The organism is Bacteroidota bacterium (assembly GCA_016699695.1).
GTDB lineage: Bacteria > Bacteroidota > Bacteroidia > Bacteroidales > UBA10428 > UBA10428.
Genome location: CP065006.1, coordinates 1893087 through 1914358, shown reverse-complemented (window position 1 = coordinate 1914358; position 21272 = coordinate 1893087). Strand labels below are relative to the sequence as shown.

Annotated in this window: 16 protein-coding genes and 1 pseudogene; 10 read left to right on the top strand and 7 right to left on the bottom strand. The window is 37.2% G+C overall.

All coding sequences use genetic code 11. The features are described 5' to 3' along the window. Window positions 1-196 precede the first annotated feature (196 nt). Both IPM71_08130 and IPM71_08125 read right to left on the bottom strand, forming a co-directional pair. Window positions 197-1798 (bottom strand): putative DNA binding domain-containing protein, encoded by a 1602-nt coding sequence (locus IPM71_08130; protein QQS52688.1) that lies wholly within the window; start codon window positions 1796-1798, stop codon window positions 197-199. Between the two features lie 189 nt (window positions 1799-1987). Continuing rightward, window positions 1988-3431 (bottom strand): annotated as a pseudogene (locus IPM71_08125) (AAA family ATPase). 294 nt (window positions 3432-3725) lie between these two features. On the opposite strand from IPM71_08125, the gene IPM71_08120 reads away from it, so the two are divergent. Both IPM71_08120 and IPM71_08115 read left to right on the top strand, forming a co-directional pair. Beyond that, complete coding sequence (locus tag IPM71_08120) at window positions 3726-4469, top strand: hypothetical protein (GenBank protein QQS52687.1); 744 nt, start codon at window positions 3726-3728, stop codon at window positions 4467-4469. A gap of 752 nt (window positions 4470-5221) precedes the next feature. Next, window positions 5222-7237: a tetratricopeptide repeat protein gene (locus tag IPM71_08115; GenBank protein ID QQS52686.1), complete on the top strand. Its 2016-nt coding sequence runs from the start codon at window positions 5222-5224 to the stop codon at window positions 7235-7237. A 121-nt stretch (window positions 7238-7358) separates the two neighbouring features. On the opposite strand, the gene IPM71_08110 is transcribed toward IPM71_08115, so the two are convergent. From IPM71_08110 to IPM71_08100, 3 genes are read right to left on the bottom strand one after another with little or no spacing between them, the layout of a single operon-like run. Further along, window positions 7359-8666 carry a hypothetical protein gene (locus tag IPM71_08110; protein ID QQS52685.1) on the bottom strand — a complete coding sequence of 436 codons (1308 nt, stop codon included), beginning with the start codon at window positions 8664-8666 and terminating at the stop codon, window positions 7359-7361. Between the two features lie 7 nt (window positions 8667-8673). Beyond that, the gene (locus IPM71_08105; GenBank protein QQS52684.1) at window positions 8674-10596 is read right to left on the bottom strand and encodes a cation acetate symporter; all 1923 of its coding nucleotides are present in this window, start codon (window positions 10594-10596) and stop codon (window positions 8674-8676) included. Window positions 10597-10613: 17 nt separating this feature from the next. After that, window positions 10614-10886, bottom strand: a complete 273-nt coding sequence (locus tag IPM71_08100) for a DUF485 domain-containing protein (GenBank protein ID QQS52683.1) — start codon at window positions 10884-10886, stop codon at window positions 10614-10616. Between the two features lie 246 nt (window positions 10887-11132). Here IPM71_08100 and IPM71_08095 point away from each other — a divergent pair, with 246 nt between their 5' ends. Further along, window positions 11133-11888: a metallophosphoesterase gene (locus IPM71_08095; protein QQS52682.1), complete on the top strand. Its 756-nt coding sequence runs from the start codon at window positions 11133-11135 to the stop codon at window positions 11886-11888. A 141-nt stretch (window positions 11889-12029) separates the two neighbouring features. On the opposite strand, the gene IPM71_08090 is transcribed toward IPM71_08095, so the two are convergent. Then, a complete protein-coding gene (locus IPM71_08090) occupies window positions 12030-14894 on the bottom strand; it encodes a cache domain-containing protein (GenBank protein QQS52681.1) in 2865 nt (954 codons plus the stop codon). A gap of 382 nt (window positions 14895-15276) precedes the next feature. Here IPM71_08090 and IPM71_08085 point away from each other — a divergent pair, with 382 nt between their 5' ends. Continuing rightward, a complete protein-coding gene (locus IPM71_08085; protein ID QQS52680.1) occupies window positions 15277-15807 on the top strand; it encodes a hypothetical protein in 531 nt (176 codons plus the stop codon). Window positions 15808-15853: 46 nt separating this feature from the next. Here IPM71_08085 and IPM71_08080 read toward each other — a convergent pair whose 3' ends face one another. Next, window positions 15854-16021, bottom strand: a complete 168-nt coding sequence (locus tag IPM71_08080; protein QQS52679.1) for a hypothetical protein — start codon at window positions 16019-16021, stop codon at window positions 15854-15856. A gap of 30 nt (window positions 16022-16051) precedes the next feature. Between IPM71_08080 and IPM71_08075 the strand changes: the two genes are divergently transcribed. From IPM71_08075 to IPM71_08050, 6 genes are all read left to right on the top strand, one after another. Next, the gene (locus tag IPM71_08075) at window positions 16052-17290 is read left to right on the top strand and encodes a hypothetical protein (protein QQS52678.1); all 1239 of its coding nucleotides are present in this window, start codon (window positions 16052-16054) and stop codon (window positions 17288-17290) included. Window positions 17291-17561: 271 nt separating this feature from the next. Then, window positions 17562-17954, top strand: coding sequence for a DUF2809 domain-containing protein (locus tag IPM71_08070; GenBank protein ID QQS52677.1), 393 nt, complete (start codon window positions 17562-17564; stop codon window positions 17952-17954). A 171-nt stretch (window positions 17955-18125) separates the two neighbouring features. Beyond that, window positions 18126-19193, top strand: coding sequence for a ribosome small subunit-dependent GTPase A (rsgA, locus tag IPM71_08065; GenBank protein QQS52676.1), 1068 nt, complete (start codon window positions 18126-18128; stop codon window positions 19191-19193). Between the two features lie 294 nt (window positions 19194-19487). Further along, complete coding sequence (locus tag IPM71_08060; protein QQS52675.1) at window positions 19488-19937, top strand: hypothetical protein; 450 nt, start codon at window positions 19488-19490, stop codon at window positions 19935-19937. Between the two features lie 130 nt (window positions 19938-20067). Then, window positions 20068-20766, top strand: a complete 699-nt coding sequence (locus IPM71_08055) for an SDR family oxidoreductase (GenBank protein ID QQS52674.1) — start codon at window positions 20068-20070, stop codon at window positions 20764-20766. A gap of 101 nt (window positions 20767-20867) precedes the next feature. After that, on the top strand, window positions 20868-21272 hold the full coding sequence (locus IPM71_08050; GenBank protein QQS52798.1) for a DoxX family membrane protein: 405 nt from the start codon (window positions 20868-20870) through the stop codon (window positions 21270-21272).

The window sequence follows — 21272 nt, the reverse complement described above, 5'->3', positions numbered from 1 at the left end:
TTTAGTAGCAAATTGTACGATGTGTCTGTTTTTACACTTACCGTTAACGTTTCGCATCTACCCGCAGGTAGGGCAGACTAAAAAAGGACTTCTGCGAATTATTGTTTTTTAGCATTGTAATATTCTTCATGGGAACGAAAGTGTCCGTGCTTGCGTGTAGATGCTGTTAGCTGCTGTTCTTCTTTCCATCGTGTCTTTATTTGAAGCGTTCTTTTATGTAATCAACTTGTTTCTTTCCTTCAAGCTTATCTGTTGCTGGATTTGTCCTAACAAAAAACTCTATTTGGTCATAAAAGCAAGGTTCACTTGATGCTTTACAGTCAACCCTTAATACTTGATGTCCAGCAATGTTGAATAAGTCGTAATCAATTAATGAATAAAACTCTGAACCAATTTTTGAATTTATTGCATTTTTAAAATTCAGTTTATACTTGTCAATTGACGTAAAAAAGTCATCTTCAACTCCTTTTATTTCTCCATTGTCAGCAATGCCGATAAGAAGCGTTCCGCCGTCTGCGTTTAGAAAACCAACAATATTTTTTAAGGAAGATTTTTCAATCTCTTTATCTTTTAGTCCTGTCTTAATGTTTTTAGAAAATGATTCTTTAAACTCAATGTGTTTGTTTTCTCCCTTTCTAATCAAACTTAAAATTTGGTCTTCTGAAGAGAGTTGTTTCAATGGACTTTGAATACTTTCAAACTTGTCAAGGATAACATTTGCACTCTTTGGATTCAAACTAAGTTCAGTTTTTAGCTGATTAATTGTGACTTGTAGTTCAGCTAGTTTTTGATTGGTCAGAATTAGTAAACTCTGTTCAGTTAAACTAGGAATTGAAACAAAACAGTTTTCAATGTCTGATTTATTTATGTTCGGAATAAAGCTGCCGCTTGTCAGCGATTTCAATATTTGTCTGCCTAAATCCGAATGAAAGAACAACGCAAGGTATTCAGATTTTACTATGTCCGAGTTGAGAACAACTTGAAAAATATTTTGGTGTTTAATTGTTGTTGCTTCAATGTCCGCTACAACAAGAGAAGTTCCAATTTTAGGAATATAAATACTGTTGGGTTTATCTTGAAATGATTCACGGGTTAAGTTGATTTCAAGTGCAACATCTTTCAGCTTATACTTATTGTATTCTTTGTATTGCGTTTGAAGATTGTCTATTTCATTCTCAATTCTATACTTAAAAAAGGATTCAAAACTTTCTCTGGCAACAATAATCCCTGTAGCTAAATTGTTTGTTGATATTCTTGCATTAATGGAATCCAGTAAAGGCTCAAAGTCGCTTGTGATTTCTCCTATAAAAAGTTCGTTTTGCTTTTGTCTTTCAAAATGAATGATGATTGGTTGAAATACCGTTTCAGGATAAAGCAACTTTTCAGGAAGTTCAAATATAGAGTTGTGAAAATAATTTTCCAACGCTAAGTCGTTAAGAAATTTTTGTCCTTGTGTTGAAAACAAAATGCTTGGTTCAATTAAAAAGAATGCTTTCCCATTTTCATTTAAGGTTCGCAATGAAGTCAAAACATAGCTCCAGTTTTTATTAACTTTAAGTTTTGAAACTGTGTCAGTCGGTATAGATTGCATACCAAATGGAAGGTCGCCAATTACCAAATCAAATTGTTTGTTCTTAACCCTTTCAAAATCTCCTTCAATCTTCAATTCTGTTAACGATTTGTTTGAAATGTCAAGTATTTGCGGCGTTGTAAAATTCAAAAGCAGAATGTCTTTAACTTGTCCGTTTGATACGAACTGATTTAGAAAATCTGTTACTATTTGTTTACTATTTTTCATTTCTATTTCCCGTTTTATTCAGTCAATTCAATGTTTGCAGTGTTGTCTTAGAATAGCAGCTAACGGTTGTCGACATATTGTCGTGTGTGGTTGGCGAAGCTATCAACTATCAGTTTACAGCCACTTTTGTTTACGAGCCATAAACCTTTGAAACCCTTATTGACTATATTGTGTGTTGTGTTGCGTATTTTAAAGTTCACTTTCAATCGTTGCAATCAAATCATTAAAATAGCCATCTCCCATTGTATTGATGTAATAATTAATCGCTTTATAGTTTAAAATCTCTTTACTTATCACTGCATGTTTCGATAGAATTTCACCAAATTCATGATGGTCTATATCAGCTGTTATATTAAAAATATGTTCAACATCAATCTTAAACTCTTGATTTATAGATTGAATTACGGAATTATCTTTGTAAACTTCAACTTCTGGTGGTTGAGTCCCTGGTAATGAAAATAATTTTTCAGGAGGATTTGGCCCTTTATCAGCGTCTCTAATACCAATGGTTCTTAAATTCCCTCAATAATTTCACTGCATTGCGAACAGAATCAGTGTCTCCAACAGCTTGTATATTTATTACTTTTAAAATTTCAGGTTTTATTCGCCTTATTATCTCTGCCAACAAATGACTAGCAAATACATCTTCAACACAGATATTCAAAGCTTTTTGATGTCCATTAGATAATAAAGATTTTGCACGGTAGGCTGATAATTTATCATGCACCTTCACTTGATTTTCTTGCCTAATTAAAAATTTTCTCGCCTCCGGTGGTAGTGTTTCTAAAATAATATTTGAATGCGTTGACAAAATAATTTGATGATGTCTTCTATTAACAACATCAAGAAAATAATTTGCTAAGTGATGTTGTGCATCTTCGTGTAATGAAGTTTCTGGCTCTTCAATAATGAATAGACTTTGTTCAGGAGAATTTTCCATTAAATCAATCATATACAGCAATCGCCCTTCTCCAAATCCCATGTTATTTTCTGAATAAACATGGCCATTACGACTTGCTAATCCAAGCTCTCCAGACTTATTTTGGTGAGTAATTTCTTGAAATGCAATGTCTTCATAATGATTGTCAAGAATTCTACCTACATGTTGCTTTGAAATTACAGATAATTCACGGCGTAAACCTAATTCAATTTGTTGTGCTCTATATATACTTAAATCTTTCCGTTCAACTTTAGGAATATAAAGAGTAAAACCAACATAAAAGCAATGTCTCTCTGGTTGACGTTTGTATCCAGTCCATTCAGATTGCATTCGTGTAACTGTTAATTCTTGGTTCTTTGCAAGATTAGTAGTATAAGAATAAAGAACATTCGAACCCACTCCAAATGGCATTGGGTCAGCAACATTTACCGGAAAGAAATCTTTTATATAATATCGTTTATAGTTTAGGGCTGTAACAGGTCTTCTATAACCACAAATAGCTAATTGTCCAATTGTACTTTTACCTGTACCATTAATTCCTGATATTGCAGTTATTGGATATTCAAAATTTATTTCTAAGTTATGAATCCCTCGAAATCCATTAATCATAATTGAATGCAAACAGGCTCCAAAATTATTGTAACGATTTTGAATCCGGTATTTCTGAAATATGGCTAGTCTTAGGTCTCTCATTTGCACTTAGGTTCGTTAATATGCGACACAACTAGATAATACCCCCAACTTACAAAAAATTTCCCTGCCCTAAAAATCCAACCACTGCACGTTTTCAACTCCTGCCCTTATTTCAAAAAAGCTCTGCTCTTTGCACCCACCCCACCCCCTTTTCCCCTCCCTCAAAAAACCAAAACAAAGGCTAGGTGAATAACTTGTTAATTTTTTTTCAGCACGCAATATTTTTTTTCCTTTTTCAATTTCATAATTTTCAACACGATAGTTCCCTCATTTCTAACCCTTAAGTCTAATTTTATGGCAAGTACTACAGAAACCGGCCATGCTATCAACGTGGCCAACCTCGATGTCTTAATCTCTTTTGTATCGGATTATGGCACAGCCTACAACCCCTCCAATGCAGCCATTGCGCTGCCGGCTTTACAATCGCTCTCTGCACGTTCCAAAACTGCCATGGCTGCGGTCAATTCAGCTTTGTCGGCCTACACCAATGCCATTGCTGCACGCGAAATTGCTTTTGCTCCTTTAAGCAAATTCATTACACGTGTAAGCAATGCTCTAAAAGCCTCCGGGGCTAGCGCTCAAACAATCGACAGTGCCAAATCACTGGCACGCAAAATTCAGGGTGGCCGCGCTTCGGCAAAACTAAGCGACGAAGAAAAACAGCTAAAAGCTGCGGCGGGTAAAACGGTAAAAGAGTCTTCGGCCTCACAAATGAGTTATGACAACCGCCTCGACAATTTCGATAAACTCATTAAACTCCTGGCAAGCAATGCGGTGTATGCACCCAACGAAACCGAGTTAACAGTGACCGGCCTCACGGCTTTGTATACCGCTTTAAACTCAAGCAATGCAGCCGTTGTCGCAGCCTCTGTTACCTTAAACAATGCCCGTATTGCCCGTAACGAAGTGCTGTACCATAATCCGTCGGGTATATACGATGCTGCCGGCGATGCAAAGGCTTATGTGAAGTCAGTTTTTGGTGCCTCAAGCCCTCAATTCAAACAAATTGGCGGGCTAAAGTTTACCAATCTCAGGTAATTACGCTTAAATCTTAGCACTTTTAAATTTTGCCTAAGCACTTTGCCTTATAGCAAGAGGCATTTTTCATATACTTCGAGGGCTTTTGCATTATTTAAAAGTGCTTCTTCATTTTCCTAAAGGCATTTTACATTCTACCTCCGCGCTTTTACATATAGTCAAAGGGTTTTTACATTCTGCCTCCGCGCTTTTACATATAACCAAAGGGTTTTTATATTTTGCCTCCGCGCTTTTACAAATAGCCAGAGGGTTTTTACATTCTGCCTCCGCGTTTTAACAAAAAGTCAAAGGGGTTTTTCATTTAGCCTCCGCGCTTTTACAAAAAGTCAAAGGGTTTTTACAAATAGCCAAAGGCTTATAGAGTTAAGTTAAGAAAAGTTACCGTCATCGAGGAACGAAGCGATCTCTTTATTCAGCAGATTGCTTCACTTTATTCGCAATGAAGAACATACTGGAAGGCTAGCTTAACTATATTGGGCTCGCGATAGCTGGAGATTTGGGTTGCAAACCCAAATCAGCGGGGGTTATGCTTCGCGCGTGGCTCATCCCCTTAAGGGGAAAGAGGGGTGTGCGTGGGCAAGATATAAAATAAGCTTACAACTGGCATAATAGTGGCTAATCATTTAGTAAAAATACAGACTATACCTTCGCGGCTGCAGAAACCCTCTATTTAAAGACAGGGCAACAATTAGCTTTGTTAAAAAAACCGGATGAGGGAGAATTTTTTATACCTTGTATATTAAAGCTTTACCATGAAGAATTTTTTAGCACTACTGGCATTTATCTTCTTTCAGCATTTTTCGTTTGCTCAAATAAGTGTGCTGGATACTTTAAGTAATGTGCTAATGCGAAAAATTGAGGACTCCACCAAAATAGACCTGCTTAACAAGAAAATTACCGAATTCTCAGCCATCCAACCGGAATATACTCTTCTTTATTCAGACTCCGCAATTGAACTCTCCATAAGTATTCGCGACTCTGCAAGACTTGCACATTCCATTAGCCGGAAAGCAGTGGCTCAATATTATCTGGGCGATTTTAACAGCTCCATGGAAAATTATTTTTTATCGCTGAGCATTAAAGATAAAATCGGCGATAATGAATCGGTAATAAAGGAATACAATAACATTGGTTTGATTTTAAACAACCTCGAAAATTACAAGATAGCTGCTCAATATTTTGAGCTTGCGTTAAATATATTGGAAAAGAATAAGGGTGACAGGTTTATAAAAGCATTGGCATTAAACAACTTGGGGGTGAGCTACAGAGGTTTAAAGCAATACGATTCAGCAAAAGTTGCCTATAAGAAAGCTTTGGAGATCAATACCGAAATTGGAGCCCTGCGGTCAAAGGCCCATAACCTGAACAACCTGGGTAACCTGTATTTTCTGGACAAGGATTATAATAGTGCAATTGACTATCTAAGCCAGGCCCTGGAATTAAATCGGTCGCTCTACAACAATTACGAGGAAGCCCAGAATTTATGTAACCTGGCCGATGTGTATTTAGCAACTAATGATTACACAAAAGCCCTTAGCCATTTAAACGATGCTGAAAAAATAATTCTTGAAATTAATGCTGATTATCTAAAAACAAGGCTTCTTAACCTTTACTCCAATTACTATAGTGCCAAGAAGATGTACCGTGAGGCCTATATTTACAGGGACAAATATGCCCTACTAAGAGATAGCATCATTCAAGCATCCAGAGTCAAACAATTTGATCAATTAAAAAATCTGGCGAATGCGGAAAAAGAAATTCAGAAGGTTGAATTCCTCAGGCAGATAAATACCTTGCAAGAGAAAGAAATTCGGGTTCAAAGATTTATGCTTATTGGCGGAAGCCTATTATTACTGTCCATTCTGACCTTGCTTTTTATTACCCTAAAAAATCTCAAAACCATCAAACAACTCAATATTAAGCTTCTTGATCGAACCTACGAAATAGAAACTCTTAACGAAGAACTCTACTCCACCAACGAAGAACTTCATGCGCAACGCGATAATCTGGAAATCGCGTTAACAACTCTTCAGGCTACGCAAAAACAACTTATCCATGCTGAAAAGATGGCTTCCATAGGTGTTCTGGCATCCGGAGTGGCGCATGAGATTAATAACCCGTTAAATTATATCATGGGAGGTATTGTAGGTATAGAAAACTATTTGAGCAAGAATCTAAATTCTCATCTCGAGGAATTATCTCCACTCATAAATGCAATAAATACCGGCGTAGACAGAGCAGCTGCCATAGTTACCAGCCTGAACCATTATAGCTCTATTGGCAAAAGTTCGATAACAGAATGCGATGTCCATGCACTAATTGACAATTGTCTTGATATGCTACAAGATCAGATTACAAATAAAGCGGAGATTAAAAGAATATACAACGCGAAACCTCGTATGGTTTTTTTCAACGAAAACAAATTGCAACAGGCCATTTTTAATATTTTGCTAAATGCTGTTCAATCCATCGAAAGTGATGGAAAAATTACAATTACTACCTTCGGTACAGAAGATAACTTCAGCATAAAAATTGAAGATAACGGTTGCGGCATAAGTAAAGAAAATCTGTCAAAAGTTTTCGATCCCTTCTTTACAACCAAAGATCCGGGCAAAGGAGCCGGATTAGGACTCTCAATTGCATATAATATTTTCAAAGAGCAAAATGGAAGCATAGAGCTCGATTCTGTGCTCAACAAAGGCACTTGTGTAACTATTCAGTTTTCGCCCTCGGGCAAGCCTACTGCACAAGAGGCAAATAAGGAATAAGCAACTTTCTAGCCCCTCTGAAAGCAACAATCGGTGGCTTACAATTCGACTAAACAAAAAACCCGGAGTAAGCCAACAGGCAAATACTCCGGGTTTTCACAAGCAACAATATTTTAAAGAACTAAAACTTGTAGACGAAAGCCAAAAGACCTCTGGTATTCGATACTGCTTTATCATTTGTTACACGACCCTGGCTATCGCCATTGGCAGTACCGTATGTGGCCACGGTGTGCTCAAGTTCAAAGGCAATTTCAAATTTTCCCGATATGAAAGTAACCCGTGGGGCAAGCCTGTATACATTATCGATATTGGAGCCCCTTGCATAGAAAGTCTTTGTTTTAATATTATCTGCAGATCCTAAATTCTTTGTATATCCTGTAAACAATCCAAATTGAATTTTCTTTCCATTTGTATTCGCGTCAAGCCATACCGATGCGGTGTTCAGGTTTGTAAAGCTTTTGGCACCCGTAAGCGAATCGTTTATCTGTTGCACAGCATAGCCACCAATCATTGCCATGTCATATGCATTCTGGGCATACACCCCTTCGATGCGAATCGAAACAGGTTTGAATTTAAATCTGGCAAAGGCTATGGCCGAAAGGCTGCTAATGGTTTCTGTCGATTGATAAGTTAATATCTTAGTATAATCAACCGTGTAAAGCTCTGGCAGAAGTGTTTTATAGTCGATGCCTGCACCAAACAAATGCTCGGATGAATCGGGAGCAAACTGCACCTGAAAATGCGCATTTGGAATTGCCGCATTGCGCATGTATTTCGGACTGGCAACTGCAAGGGAAGTGTACTCGCCAGTGGTAGAATTTTTAACATATTCAGGGCCCGTGCTGGAAAAATCGCGTTGCGTAAACAGGCAGCCAATCAATTTCAAGCCTCCGAAAGATTGGCTCACCCTTATCTGCGGATTTCGGGAAAAGGGTTGAAAAGGTGCACCGGTATTGAACGATACCGTACCCGGAAACGATTCGGCAATAAACATCGGATGCCAATACTGCCCCACTAAAAGCTCGGTTGTTTTCCAGTTCAGTTTCACAAAAGCATGCCGTAAACGGAACCCGTTTAAATCGCCAAAGCTGCTGTTTTCGTTGCCAAAGAAGTCGGCTTCCAACACACCCGAAGTTTTTGCACCAAAAGCATCGGGACCTGTAATAGAGCCTCTTAACCTCGATTGAATGGAAAGCATGTTAAAAGTTGACTTATCATTGATATCATTCTTGTTGGCATCTGGGGATACATTTTCGGGATAAAGTAAAAAGTGCCCTTCGCGGATATTCACTGTTTGTCGGGTATCGTAAAAAATATCTGTTTTTACAAATCCTGAGAAACTGATACCAAATTTTGGTGCTTCTTTGTTCTCCTGAGCCTGAACTGCCAGAGAAATAATTGCCAATAGAACCAAACTTAATTTCTTCATAGATATATTATTTACTAAAATCTTTTGTTGAATTGTCTTTCTGGGTCATAAGTGAAATTGTCACCAAAGTAATTACGGCCAATGGTATGGAGATAATGCCGGGGTTGTCGAGCGGAATTGGAGCATCTGCAGGTACAAGGCCATACTTATCGTACATGGTGGGCGAAAATAAAATGATGCCTATTGAAGAAACAATACCTACAATAATTGACCATGCAATACCTTTGGCGGTAGTCTTTTTCCAGAATAAAAGGAATAGAATTGCCGGAAGGTTAGCAGATGCTGCCACAGCAAATGCCAGCCCCACCAGGAAGGACACGTTCATTCCTTTAAACAGGATTCCCAGGATGATGGCAAAAATACCAACGCCAATAGCAGCAAGTTTTCCGGCCTTCACTTTAGCTTTGTCAGACATTTCAACTTGCAGGTACTTATCGATAAAATCGTGCGCAATAGCACCCGACGAGGCTACAATAAGCCCACTAACTGTTCCAAGCACAGTGGCAAAGGCAATGGCAGATATGATGGAAAAGATTCCTATCCCAAATGTTTTTGCCAATAGAGGTGCCGACATGTTGCTGCTCTCTACATCCAAGGCACCGCTAATCATGGAACCAAGCCCCATGTATAGAGTTAGAACATAGAAAAATCCGATAGCTGAAATAGCCACAATGGTAGATTTTCTTGCGGCCCGTTGGCTGGGTACTGTGTAGTATCTGATTAAAATGTGCGGCAATGCCGATGTGCCCAGGAATAAGGCCAACATCAACGACAAGAAGTTTAATCTATCCCAGAAGGATGCTCCGGCCGATTTCGATAACTTGTATAAAAGGCCTGGTTTCATCACATTTTCACCTTTGGTAACATTTTGGTACCACACAGTTACTTTGTCATCTCCGTCGGAAAAAGCCTTTTTTGTAAAGCGCACAACTTCGCTGCTTTCAATGGTTTCTAAAAATTCAAATGGTCCAACAGGGCCCGTTTTGTCGACTTCTTTACCATCCACAATAATTTTGCTGAGGTGTCCGACCTGATAAAATTTCTTCTCAGATTTTGGCGCGCCATTGTATAGCTTTTCGCCAACAGGGTTTACTGTGATATAAGGCATTTCGTCGAGAACTGCCTTATCCTCTGTTTTGTTGAGTTTATACCAGCCATCGATTCCATCTTTCTCAACTTTCACAAAGACATTTTTGTCTACCACTTTGGTGGTTTTAATCGCATAGGTTGAATCTGATACACTCACAATGGTATCGTTTGCAACCGCTGCATTGATTTGGACAAATTTGTGGTAGTTCTCATTCGGATTTAAGGTCAATCCATTGTTTAAAATATAGACTGTAAGGATTGTAGAGAAAATAACCAGCAAGGCACCTTTCACAAATTGCACATAAGTGGTTGAGGTCATACCTGCTGTGGCTACAATGTAGATTACAATAGAACCAACAATTACCACTCCCATCCAGTGAGGCAATCCGAGCAGAGGAACAACCAGATCGCCGGCTCCAACCATTTGTGGTATCAGGTAGAAAATTGAAACAATAAGCGTACTTATTGAGGCCGCTAATTTGATGTGTTTCGAATTAAACCTTGAATCAAGGGCATCGGTAAAAGTGTACTTGCCTAATTTTTTAAGTGGTTCGGCCACTAAAAATAAAGCTACTACCCAGCCTGCAAGGTATCCGATGGAGTATAAGAATCCATCATAACCCGAAAATGCAATCATTCCGCATATTCCTAAAAAGGAGGCGGCTGATAAATAATCACCGGCAAAGGCGATACCGTTTACCGCCCAGTGAATATTTCCGCCGGCTGCATAATAGCTTGAAGCCGACTTAGTTTTTCTTGCAAAGTAAAAGGAGAGGCCTAATACTAAACCAACAATAAATAGAAAAATTGCTATCGCCAAATTTGAAACTTCGTAAATCATATCTTCTTACTTTAGTATTAGTTTTTGTTTAATTTATTTTCCAACCTTGTGCAGAAATAATTATAGATAAAGCCCATAACTATTGCAAGCAATATCAATCCAAAGCCATATACAATGGCCAGGTTTTGTCCGCTTAATACTTTCAGGCCCATTAATTCGGGTTTAGTTAAGCCTATCAGCACAAAACCAGCATAAATAATTGTATAAGCAATAAACATTTTCACGCCTAGCTTTGCTTTTCTTGCTGCAGCCTTGTCGGTTCCAATTTCTACTACGGGTTCATGTAACATATATTTTTGTTTTTAATTTTAAATTAAAATAAATTTTGCTGCTAAAGTTATCATTTAAAGCGTATGAGCAAATCTTTATTATATAGTTTTAATTGTCATTTTCAATTATTTAAAACCAATTTATGCAATTTATGAGATTTCATCAGAATAAAATTAGTTTTAATGGTCTGATGGAACACCCATGTTATTGATTTTATTCACTTTGTGTTTGCTAAACATGGGTGTGTCATCTACAAGAAATAATTCATGAAAATACAGTATTGTTCGGATTTGCACCTTGAATTTGGTGCAAACAGCAGTTATCTTTCTAAAAACCCCCTAAAAGTCAGTGGTGATATTTTACTGCTGGCCGGAGATATTATTCCACTGCACGATGAATTTTTTAACGACTCATTTTTTAGTTTTATAGCCGAAAATTATAAACAAGTATTTTGGGTACCGGGCAATCACGAATTTTATTACAAGGATATTACCGAATTCAGCAATTCCTATACTATTCGAATTAGAGAGAATATCCATATTGTAAACAATGTGGCTGTGGTTTACGATAATATCCGATTCGTTTTTAGCACATTATGGACAAAAATCAGCCCTGAAAATGAAAGAAACATAGAACTGGGTGTTGCAGATTTTTCCAGCATTTCGCATAAAAATAAAAAAATCAAAACGAAAGAATACAACCAGCTTCATCACGAATGTTTTGAGTTTATACGGCAATCTTCCAAAGAAATGCATAAAAAAACGGTAGTAGTCAGCCATCATTTACCCTCGAATTTGTGCAACTCTTCGGAGCATAAAAACAGTTCGATCAACGAAGCATTTTGTGTCGATTTAACCGATTTTATTGAGTCCAGTAATGTCAATTTCTGGATTTACGGCCACAGCCATTTTAATCAAAAGCCGCTGCTTGTTGGAAATACCATTCTACTCACCAATCAGTTGGGATATGTGCAGAACAACGAGCATAAAAGTTTTAAGCGGAATGCCTATTTTTCAATTTGAATAAAATAAGCGAATTCAGAGTTGAATTTTGGTGAAAGTATTACCGAATGAACAATTCCCCTCCTTTGGAGGGGTCAGGGGTGGGTTATTTTAACAATCTTATCAATACACAATTTAGTAATTTACACCGTTTTAAACCATTTAAGTGCTTATTCGAAAATCAATACTGAGTTTGTTCTGATAGGCTGGTAGTTGCGACAGCACTTTTTTTAGAATAGAAACTTCGATATCAATTAGGCTTTTTGTGTTCAATAAATTGGTTAAGGGTAGGTTTTTGTCCAATAAATTAATCTGGTTTTTGAAACGAAGTTTCATTAAATAGTTGTACACGAAAATAATTTCATCGACAGTCTTTTTTTCAAGAATATGTTTCGTTTTTAATGCCTCTAACCTTTCGATAGTGTTGGTTGCCCAAATATTGTTTTGAAGCGCATAGGTACGGGCAAACATGATTAAGTGATTAATACTCGCTTTTAAATCAAGCATTTCGGCATTACCATCCGACAGAATGTTTCCGGCAGAAATGCTTTGAGTTTTGGTGTTAAAACTGTGATAAGCCAGATGGTACAAGAAAACCGATTGCTTCGAAATCAAGGCATAAATCATTTTCCTTAATCGTTCTGCAAACTCTTCGCTGCCATATACATTTCTGAAGTCGAAGAAAATTATGGCATCCAGGAGATTTTGTGGTTCGGGAGTGATAATCCAGTTTGTGAAATATTTTTCCCAGGTGCTGATTGGTTTGTTCCACTGCGGATTTTTTGCCATTACATTGCCCTTGCAAAAAGAATAGCCTACGTGGTTTAAGGAGTTGCACACCATTTCCCCCAGCTGGTTGAAATATTCGCTCACCAATGCTTCTTTGTCAGCCTGCACATCTTCGTAAATAATGGCATTGTCCTGGTCGGTATACAAACTTTCTTCTCTTCTCCCCTCGCTTCCCAGGCATATAAAAGAAAAATCTGCAGGTGGTTCGCCCAATTTACTTATCGATAAATCAATAATTCTTTTTATAACCGAATCGGAAAAAGCAGAAGTAAGGTTGGTGATATGTTTAATAAATATGTCGCTTCTGATCAGAGGTTTAATAAACAGTTGATGCGCCTTATAGCATTGCTTTAGTTCATCGTTAGTTTCGGCCTTGCCGGCCTTATCGATGTAGAGGGAGAGTGAACTGGAGAAATGCTTATAAATTTCTTTTGTACTAAATATGCCTGATATTGTATTCGTTTCATCAAGCACAGCCAGGTGGTTAATGTTTTTCTCCTCGCTGATGCGAATGGCATCGATAACAGAAGTATGGCAACCTACATAGACAATAGGAGAACTCATGATTAAATAGACCGGGTTGTCCAGGTTCAGTTTTAAGGATAGTACCCGCTTTTGAATGTCGCTGTTTGAAATGATACCTATGTAGTCCTTTTCATTTTTGGTAACCAATAAACAATCGGTCTTTTGTTTCGATAATATTTTTACTGCTTCATCAATTGTTGCATCTGCATCGACTGTATTAAAGGGGATAATATATTTCTGAATAGCTTGTTCCAACAGAAAACTATTTGATTTTAAATCGGCAATCAGGTTATTGTAATGCGTTTTCTCTTTTTCCTGTACCGTGATGTCTTCGATTATCCCATCGCAAACTAAATGTTCAGGGTCTTCACTTTCAATTACAACCAGGGACATGGCAACTATCGAATTCTTATTGCTTTTGGGATTAATTGTTAAAATCCTGTTTTTTATATAGCCTTGCGATAAAAGTGTTTTTCTGAGGTTCTTTCTTTCCTCAGAATCTGTAAACAGCTTTAAAATATTCACTTCAGAAAGCTCGTCAAAGCTTTCAAATCCAAGAATTCGAATAGCTGTTTCGTTGGCCAGTAAAATTTTGCCCTTTGTATCGATTCTTACTTTAAAAAAGCCCAGGTTCAGAGTACCAATCAGTTTTTGATAGTCGAGATTGGAAAAGGATTGACTCCGGTCGATACTCAGGTCTTTCACAATAAAAATATTCACCATGTTACCAAAAAACTTAGCGGTTGATGCGGTAACAAGAACCTCTACAAATCCACCATTTTTCTTTTTCAGGTTAAGCTCGAACTGACCTTCTTTAATAACAGCATTCTTTAAAAAAATATCGATAATATCTTTGTTGTTGTTCTCGCTGACTATTTCATCGAGCGAACGGTGAATGAGTTCGGCAGACTCGTAACCAATTAACTTATTGAGCACCCTGTTAACAAAAGTAATTTTACCATCGATAAGCATCAACAAACCTTCGGTGGCTGCCTCCACAAGAGTTTTGTATTTTTCTTTCGATTCGTTTAAATCCTTTTCCGCTTCAATTCTTTTGCGTTCTATGTGCAAACTTTGTTTGATAATATAAAATAGCAGAAGAGCGGTTAAAATGGATATGCCAATCGAAATCCAAAGCATTCTTCTGGATAGAGCCGAAATTTCTTTCTTCACATCTTCGATGTAAATACCTGTTCCTATAACCCAATTCCAGGGTTTAAAGATTTTTACATACGACAATTTCGGAACAATGTGAAGGGAGTCGTCTTTCCATTGCCACATGTAATTGACATAGCCATGCTCCGATTTTTTTACCGTTTCAACGCATTCTACAAAAAGCCTTTTTCCATGCGGATCGGTGAAATCCGATAAATCTTTCCCATTCAGGTCGGCCCTGAACGGATGCATAATCATATTCGGAAAAGTATCGGTTATCCAAAAATAATCTTTGCTTTCATCGCCATAGCGTAAATACTGAATTCGCGATATGGCGTACTTTTGGGCCTCTTCGCGGGTAAGCAGTCCATTTCTCTCGTCGGTTTCATACTCCAACAATATGCTCAAGGCCGAGTTGGTAAGCTCCTGTATCATTTCCCGTTTTCCGTTCATGATATTCTGCTGGAACCGGGGGATAATGATTAAGAAAATAGTAAGAATAAACAATAAAATTGTGAGAATGGTAGGAAGTAATATTTTCAGATAAAACCTTTTCACGCAAAAACAGATTTTTATTATTTTCTCTGAGCATACAGATCATCCGAGTCCTTCTTTGAATCTGAATCAGGGATGTTTCATGCTTTTCGAAATCAGCCATTTACCAACTTGTAGCATAAAGTTAGCTTAAAGGCACAAATTGTAGGCATGCAAAGGCAAAAATCATTTCAACATAAGTGGGCAACCCTCCTTCCCGATAAGATGATACAAAAGAATGGTTTTCTGCTTTGTGTCAATGATTTTGTGTGTTACCCCAACCGCTGCGCTATTAAGCACACAGCCTTATTCGTATAGATTACATTTTCTTTTGTTAGGTTTTTTTAATAAGTTGCTAATATTTTTGAGTTGGACACAAGCTAAAAAATCACTTTTACAAAATATTATGAAATCAATATTTATTTGCTTTTTTATTTTTTTTGGGTTTAATATTTATAGCCAAGATGATGAATTTATTGTTGGAATAGATGATTACATTTCTAAAACAAAATGGGATTCAGTTTCAGAATATTCAGAACAACTAGACGACGAATATCATAACTATAAAATTTTTACGTTTAATGGGGAAATTCTTAAAATTGAAGGAATTGGCTCAGGTGAATTTAGAGCTTTTAAATACGAATTTTATTTCAGAAATGATACTTTAATTTATTCAGACTATTTCAACAAAGCTTTAAAAGGACATTGGAGCGAATTTGAAGGTAGAGAATATGAATATCATGAACGGGAAGAATATATTTATTATCTAAATAATCAACCATATAAAATAAGTGGTTCTGATTCAGAGTTAGAAAATCAAATACAAACTGGGGATTCAGAAAGTTTAGATAATCAAAATGAGGAAAATATAGAAATTAAAGAAAATCAAATTTATTGTGTAGATTTCGCTTATGAATTGCTAGAAAAACTTAAATAGTATTAACTACGCCAGTGCCCAACACACAATAGAGAGCATGCGGGTTTCAGCGGTTTTCGAGTGCTAGTGGCTCGTAAAAAAGTTCGGTGTAAACTGATAGAAAATCGCCTCGAAATCCCGCACGTAACCATACCATGGGGGCGTTGTAGCCAATGTCACCGAGCATGCTGTAAATAATTCTGAAATTACTGCAATCCTTTACAACTATTCTCAAAAATTAGAGTATTATAAAGAAAAACTAGATATGAAAAATCCGATTTTATTTTTTGCAATTCTAATTGTTATTGGAAGTTGCAGTAAAGGCGATGATTTTGACAATAATTCTGGTATAATAATCAAAGGAAATATTCCGGAAGCTCAAACCAAGAGTACCAAAGTAATTTCGGAGAACCCATTATCTCTATCCGATGCAACAAAGGTGCTGGTTTTTAGCAATAATTATTATCAGCTATATGATATTGTGGATGGTGCGTTTTCGGTCACCGGAGAACTCGGTACAGGGATTGCTTTAATATTCCTGGATAAAAATTATAAATACATTGGTAACTTAACTTCTCAAGGATTGAATATGCTTCCCCTTGGAAGTCTTACTGATGGAGAAAATACCTCTATCAATTTATCCACACTTACTTTGGTGGACAATAGTGTTATTCCTTCGCACGATCCGTTTGGAAATGAAATTGTAATATCTTCAGCAGAAATTAGCAGCTTAAAAGCTATAGGTGGCTATTATGCCTCTATTGCAAAAAATATAGATACAGACAACGATAGTATCCCTGATGTTTTATCAAATAAACAACTGGTTGTATATAGTATATTTGCCAGATACAGCGGAAAATGGGGACTTAACGAATCTAACCCCATACCTTCTGACAGTTCGCATGCCTATATTAACTATTCGGTTGCAATTGAAGGCGGTTCAGGCCTGACATTTTCCAATGGTAACATAGCATTGTCCGGACCAGATGATGATCCATATACCGATATTTCGACATGGGGCTACAATTTAAATTCCGATACCGGTGGATTTATATCTTCATTCAACAGACAAGCAAATGCTCCTTTGGATGCCCCATGGGGTACAGCTTTTCTTCCGTTTAAAATGGGTACTTATACCTTAACACTTGATGGCACAAACAGGCATACACTAGATTATTCAAATATTGACGTACAATTTAATTTAGTTATCATTAATCCTACGCTCCATACGAATAGTGAAGGGAAACTTACTTCACTTACTTTTGAATATAAACTGCCAAATGGAACCGTAGTAAATCCTGCCAGTATTTTAACCGATGTAATGGTTCAATTTTGCGATAATAGTATGCATCAATTTTTTAATAGCTCTAATTTGACATCTTCAACCGGTTTCTCGGTCATTGATTTTAATCCTGCTATTGATATTGCTTCACTCTTTCAAATAGATATTTGGTATAGTGATCTGTTAGGTAACAAATACGATATTATTTGGCGTGGCAATTGATTGAAAATGCACAGTTGCCAACATACAACAGTAAGCATGAAGGTTTAGCTTTATTACTCCCTGTGGTCGTGAACTCACTTCGTTCGGTTCGCTGAGCTCCCTCCCGGTCGGTTGCGGCTCGTAAACAAAAGTAGCTGTAAACTGATAGTTGATTACTTCGCCAACCACGCACGACTCGCTTTTGTGGGACCAATGTGTATCATAATAGAAGAAATAGTAACTTTCAAAGAAATTGAAATAAGAGCAACTAATCGTAAACTAATGTGATAGAATGAAGAATAAAAAGAGCACTTATTTAATTGTTTCAATTTCCATATTCGTTGGACTATTACATTTCGTCATCGGCCCAGATTATCAAGGAATTTTCAAGCATTTTATTCGTGGTTATTTAATTGACATTCTGCTACCAATGAATCTATACTTATTGGTACAAATATCACTAAGAAAGAACATATCAGTAAACAAAGCCCGAATCATAGGTGCCATATTCACTGTTGCTTTTGGAACAATAGTAGAATTATTACAACTATATGAAATTGAATTTCTTGGCAGGACTTATGACCCTTGGGATTTAATAATGTATATAATTGGAGTGGGATTGGGTATTGTAATTGATTTGACAATAATTGATAAGTTTGAAAAGCAAGGACAGAAAAATGAATAATTACAACACACTACATCGTGTATAAAACATCTGGGTGTAAGTGGCTATACAAAGAGTCTGCCCCCGTACCAGCGTTTTTGTCAGCAGATAAGAACGAAGCCCGCACTCCCCAAGGTTTCATACACGCAACCGTTGTGCTTATATAAAAACGCTGCTCACATAAGATTCTTAATGAAATTAGAAGACTTTGGATATAGCGAAAGAATTGAAAAGTTAAGGTTAGAGAACAACCTGAAAGACTTTGAGATTGGAAGAGTGATAGCAGAACATAAAGAAAGATACATTGTTAAAACAGAAAAGGGAGAGTTTGAAGCCGAAATAACAGGTAATATGCGATTCTCGGCTAAAAGTCGCGAAGATTTTCCCGCCGTGGGTGATTGGGTTGCTTTGATAAATTATGATTCTGAATTTTCGATTATTCACACCATACTTCCACGATTCTCAATAATTTCCAGACAGGCTGTGGGTCAATTTGGTGAGGTGCAAATAATCGCAACAAATATTGATTATGCTCTTTTAGTTCAGGCTGTTGACAGGGATTTTAATATTAACCGCCTCGAAAGGTACCTGACTATTTGTTATTCCTCTAAAGTAAGTCCAATTATTATTCTAACGAAAACAGACCTGATAAATGACCAGGAGAAAATTGCAATTGTCGAAAGTATAAATCGTCGGATAAAAAATATACCGGTCATTGCAATTAGCAACGAAACAAGAGATGGGTATGAAGCTTTAAACCCGATAATTGAAAAAGGAAAGACCTATTGCATGCTAGGTTCCTCCGGAGTTGGAAAATCTACTTTGTTAAATAATCTCTCCGGAAGGACAATAATGAGAACAGATTCAATTAGCCAAAGTACCCACAAAGGCAGGCACGTCACGAGTCACAGGGAATTAATCGTTTTAAAAAACAGTGGAATACTGATAGATAATCCCGGAATGAGAGAGGTCGGTATTGTTGATACAGCTCATGGATTGGAAAGCACATTCGATTTAGTATTCAAATTTTCTAAGAATTGTAAATTCAAAGATTGTACACATACGAGCGAAACGGGTTGTTCAGTTCTTGAAGCTGTTGAAAAAGGAGAGATAGACCGCAGCTCGTATGAAAATTTCTTAAAAATGGAAAGAGAGAAAGCCCATTTTGAATCATCGGTTGTTGAAAGACGAAAAAAAGATAAGGATTTTGGGAAAATGATGAAAAACTATAAAAAAGATATAAGTAAAAATAAGTACTAAGCACAACAGACGGTCATACCCCATGGGGGTTTCAGCCAAATATCCTAGTGAAAGTTTTGCTGAATAGGCTTGATACCAGGAATACAAACCCAACGTCGATTTCCAAAACGATGCAACCCGCCCAACCCTACCCAAATACCGCAAAGCACAACAATATCCATTAGATTACGTGATTATTATCTGATTAAAATATCGTATTAATTGTGAAATTTTAAATCCCGTTAAACAAGATCTGATTGAACCTTTGTGATTTGGCATTTTAATTGTACCCAACAGGTAACCAAATTCACAAACATGAAACAAATAATTAAAATTGCCATTAATCTAATTTTGGTATTGCTCATAATAAGTTGTGATGAGTATTCACCAGCAGAATTAGTTACCTCCATTGATTTTAAAGAAACATACAAAAATGAGGTTTTGAATCTTCCAAACGGTAGCTATTCACCCGACAATCCCTATTTTGAAATTAATAAACCTGAGACATGGACTGGAAACATGGCTAAATATGTCAATCATAATTATTTATATTCTGTTTCATATAGTATTAGCAATTTAGGAGATCATATTGCTTATGATACTGAAATAGATTTGTTCTATACATACGACAATGGCGAAAATACATTGGAAACACTATATATTGGTGATATCCAACCTAATGAAAGTATCAACTATTCAACTGGTGTTGGATGCACAAACAAACAATTAGTCGAGTGCAGTTGTGTCGTGTATTGGTACGAATAAGGTAGTTTTCAAGGAATAGGGCTGCTATGTAAGGAAATATACCAAACCTCCAAATCCTAATAGCAAGCGAAAAATATCAACAATATGAAAGTCCAATTGTTATTTCCATGGATAACAACAGACTTCACCTATGGCAAACTACTTAACAGCCGGTGCATCTTCCGGAATAGGAAAAAAACTAACCGATAAATTTGCTGAATCAGGCCATCAGGTATTTGGTACCTACCACAAAAGGGTATCGGAGTCAGATAATTCTAAAATCCACTTTTTTCCTTTGAATGTATTGGACGAAATCATCTCGTTTGATTTTTTGCCAGAAAACCTGGCAGGTGTTATTTATTGTGCCGGAAGCATCAATCTTCGACCATTTGAAAGAATAAAACCTGAAGATTTTGTAGACGACTATAGGCTGCAGGTTGTTGGGGCCATAAAAACCATACAGGCTGTAGCCTCAAAATTAAAAACAAGCGATAACGCAGCCATCATTTTGTTCTCTACAGTTGCCGTTCAGACAGGTTTGCCATTTCATTCGCAAGTATCTGCATCAAAAGGGGCCATTGAGGGTTTAACAAAAGCACTGGCAGCAGAGTATGCCCCAAAAATTCGGGTGAATTGCATAGCCCCTTCCCTGACGGATTCCCCACTGGCTGCTTCGTTATTAAACACCGATCAGAAAAGGCAGGCCAATGCCGAGAGGCACCCCTTGAAAAGAATAGGAACTACTGATGATATTGCCGATATGGTTGAATTTTTGCTTTCTTCAAAGGCAAGCTGGATTACCGGACAAATACTGCATGTGGATGGGGGATTTTCAACTTTGAAAGCATAAAGCAATTCCATTCACTTCGCAGAAAATGATTCAATTTAACTGTACAAATACCGACTATGAATAAGCTGATTTCCAACATTGACCAACAAATTGCCAAATGGATGAGACGCTGGAGTGTTCCGGCAATACGTGTTTCGTTTGGAATTATATTTATCTGGTTTGGTATATTAAAACCCTTCGACGTCTCGTCGGCCGAAAGCCTGCTCAAAGCCACAGTAGTTTGGTTGCCTTTTGGTACGCCTGAATTCTGGCTTATCGTCATAGGCTGGTGGGAGGTTGCAATTGGCGTTACATTCCTGTTTTCGAGAACCACCAAAATTGCCATTGCATTGCTTTTCCTTCAAATGTTCGGGACTTTTATGCCCCTGGTAGTTTTGCCCGAAGTAACATTTCAGAGCGGAAATATTCTCACACCCTCCCTGGAAGGACAATACATTATAAAGAATGTGATGATTATTTCGGCCGCCTTAGCACTAGGTGGTAAGTTTTATAAAGAAAAAGCATAA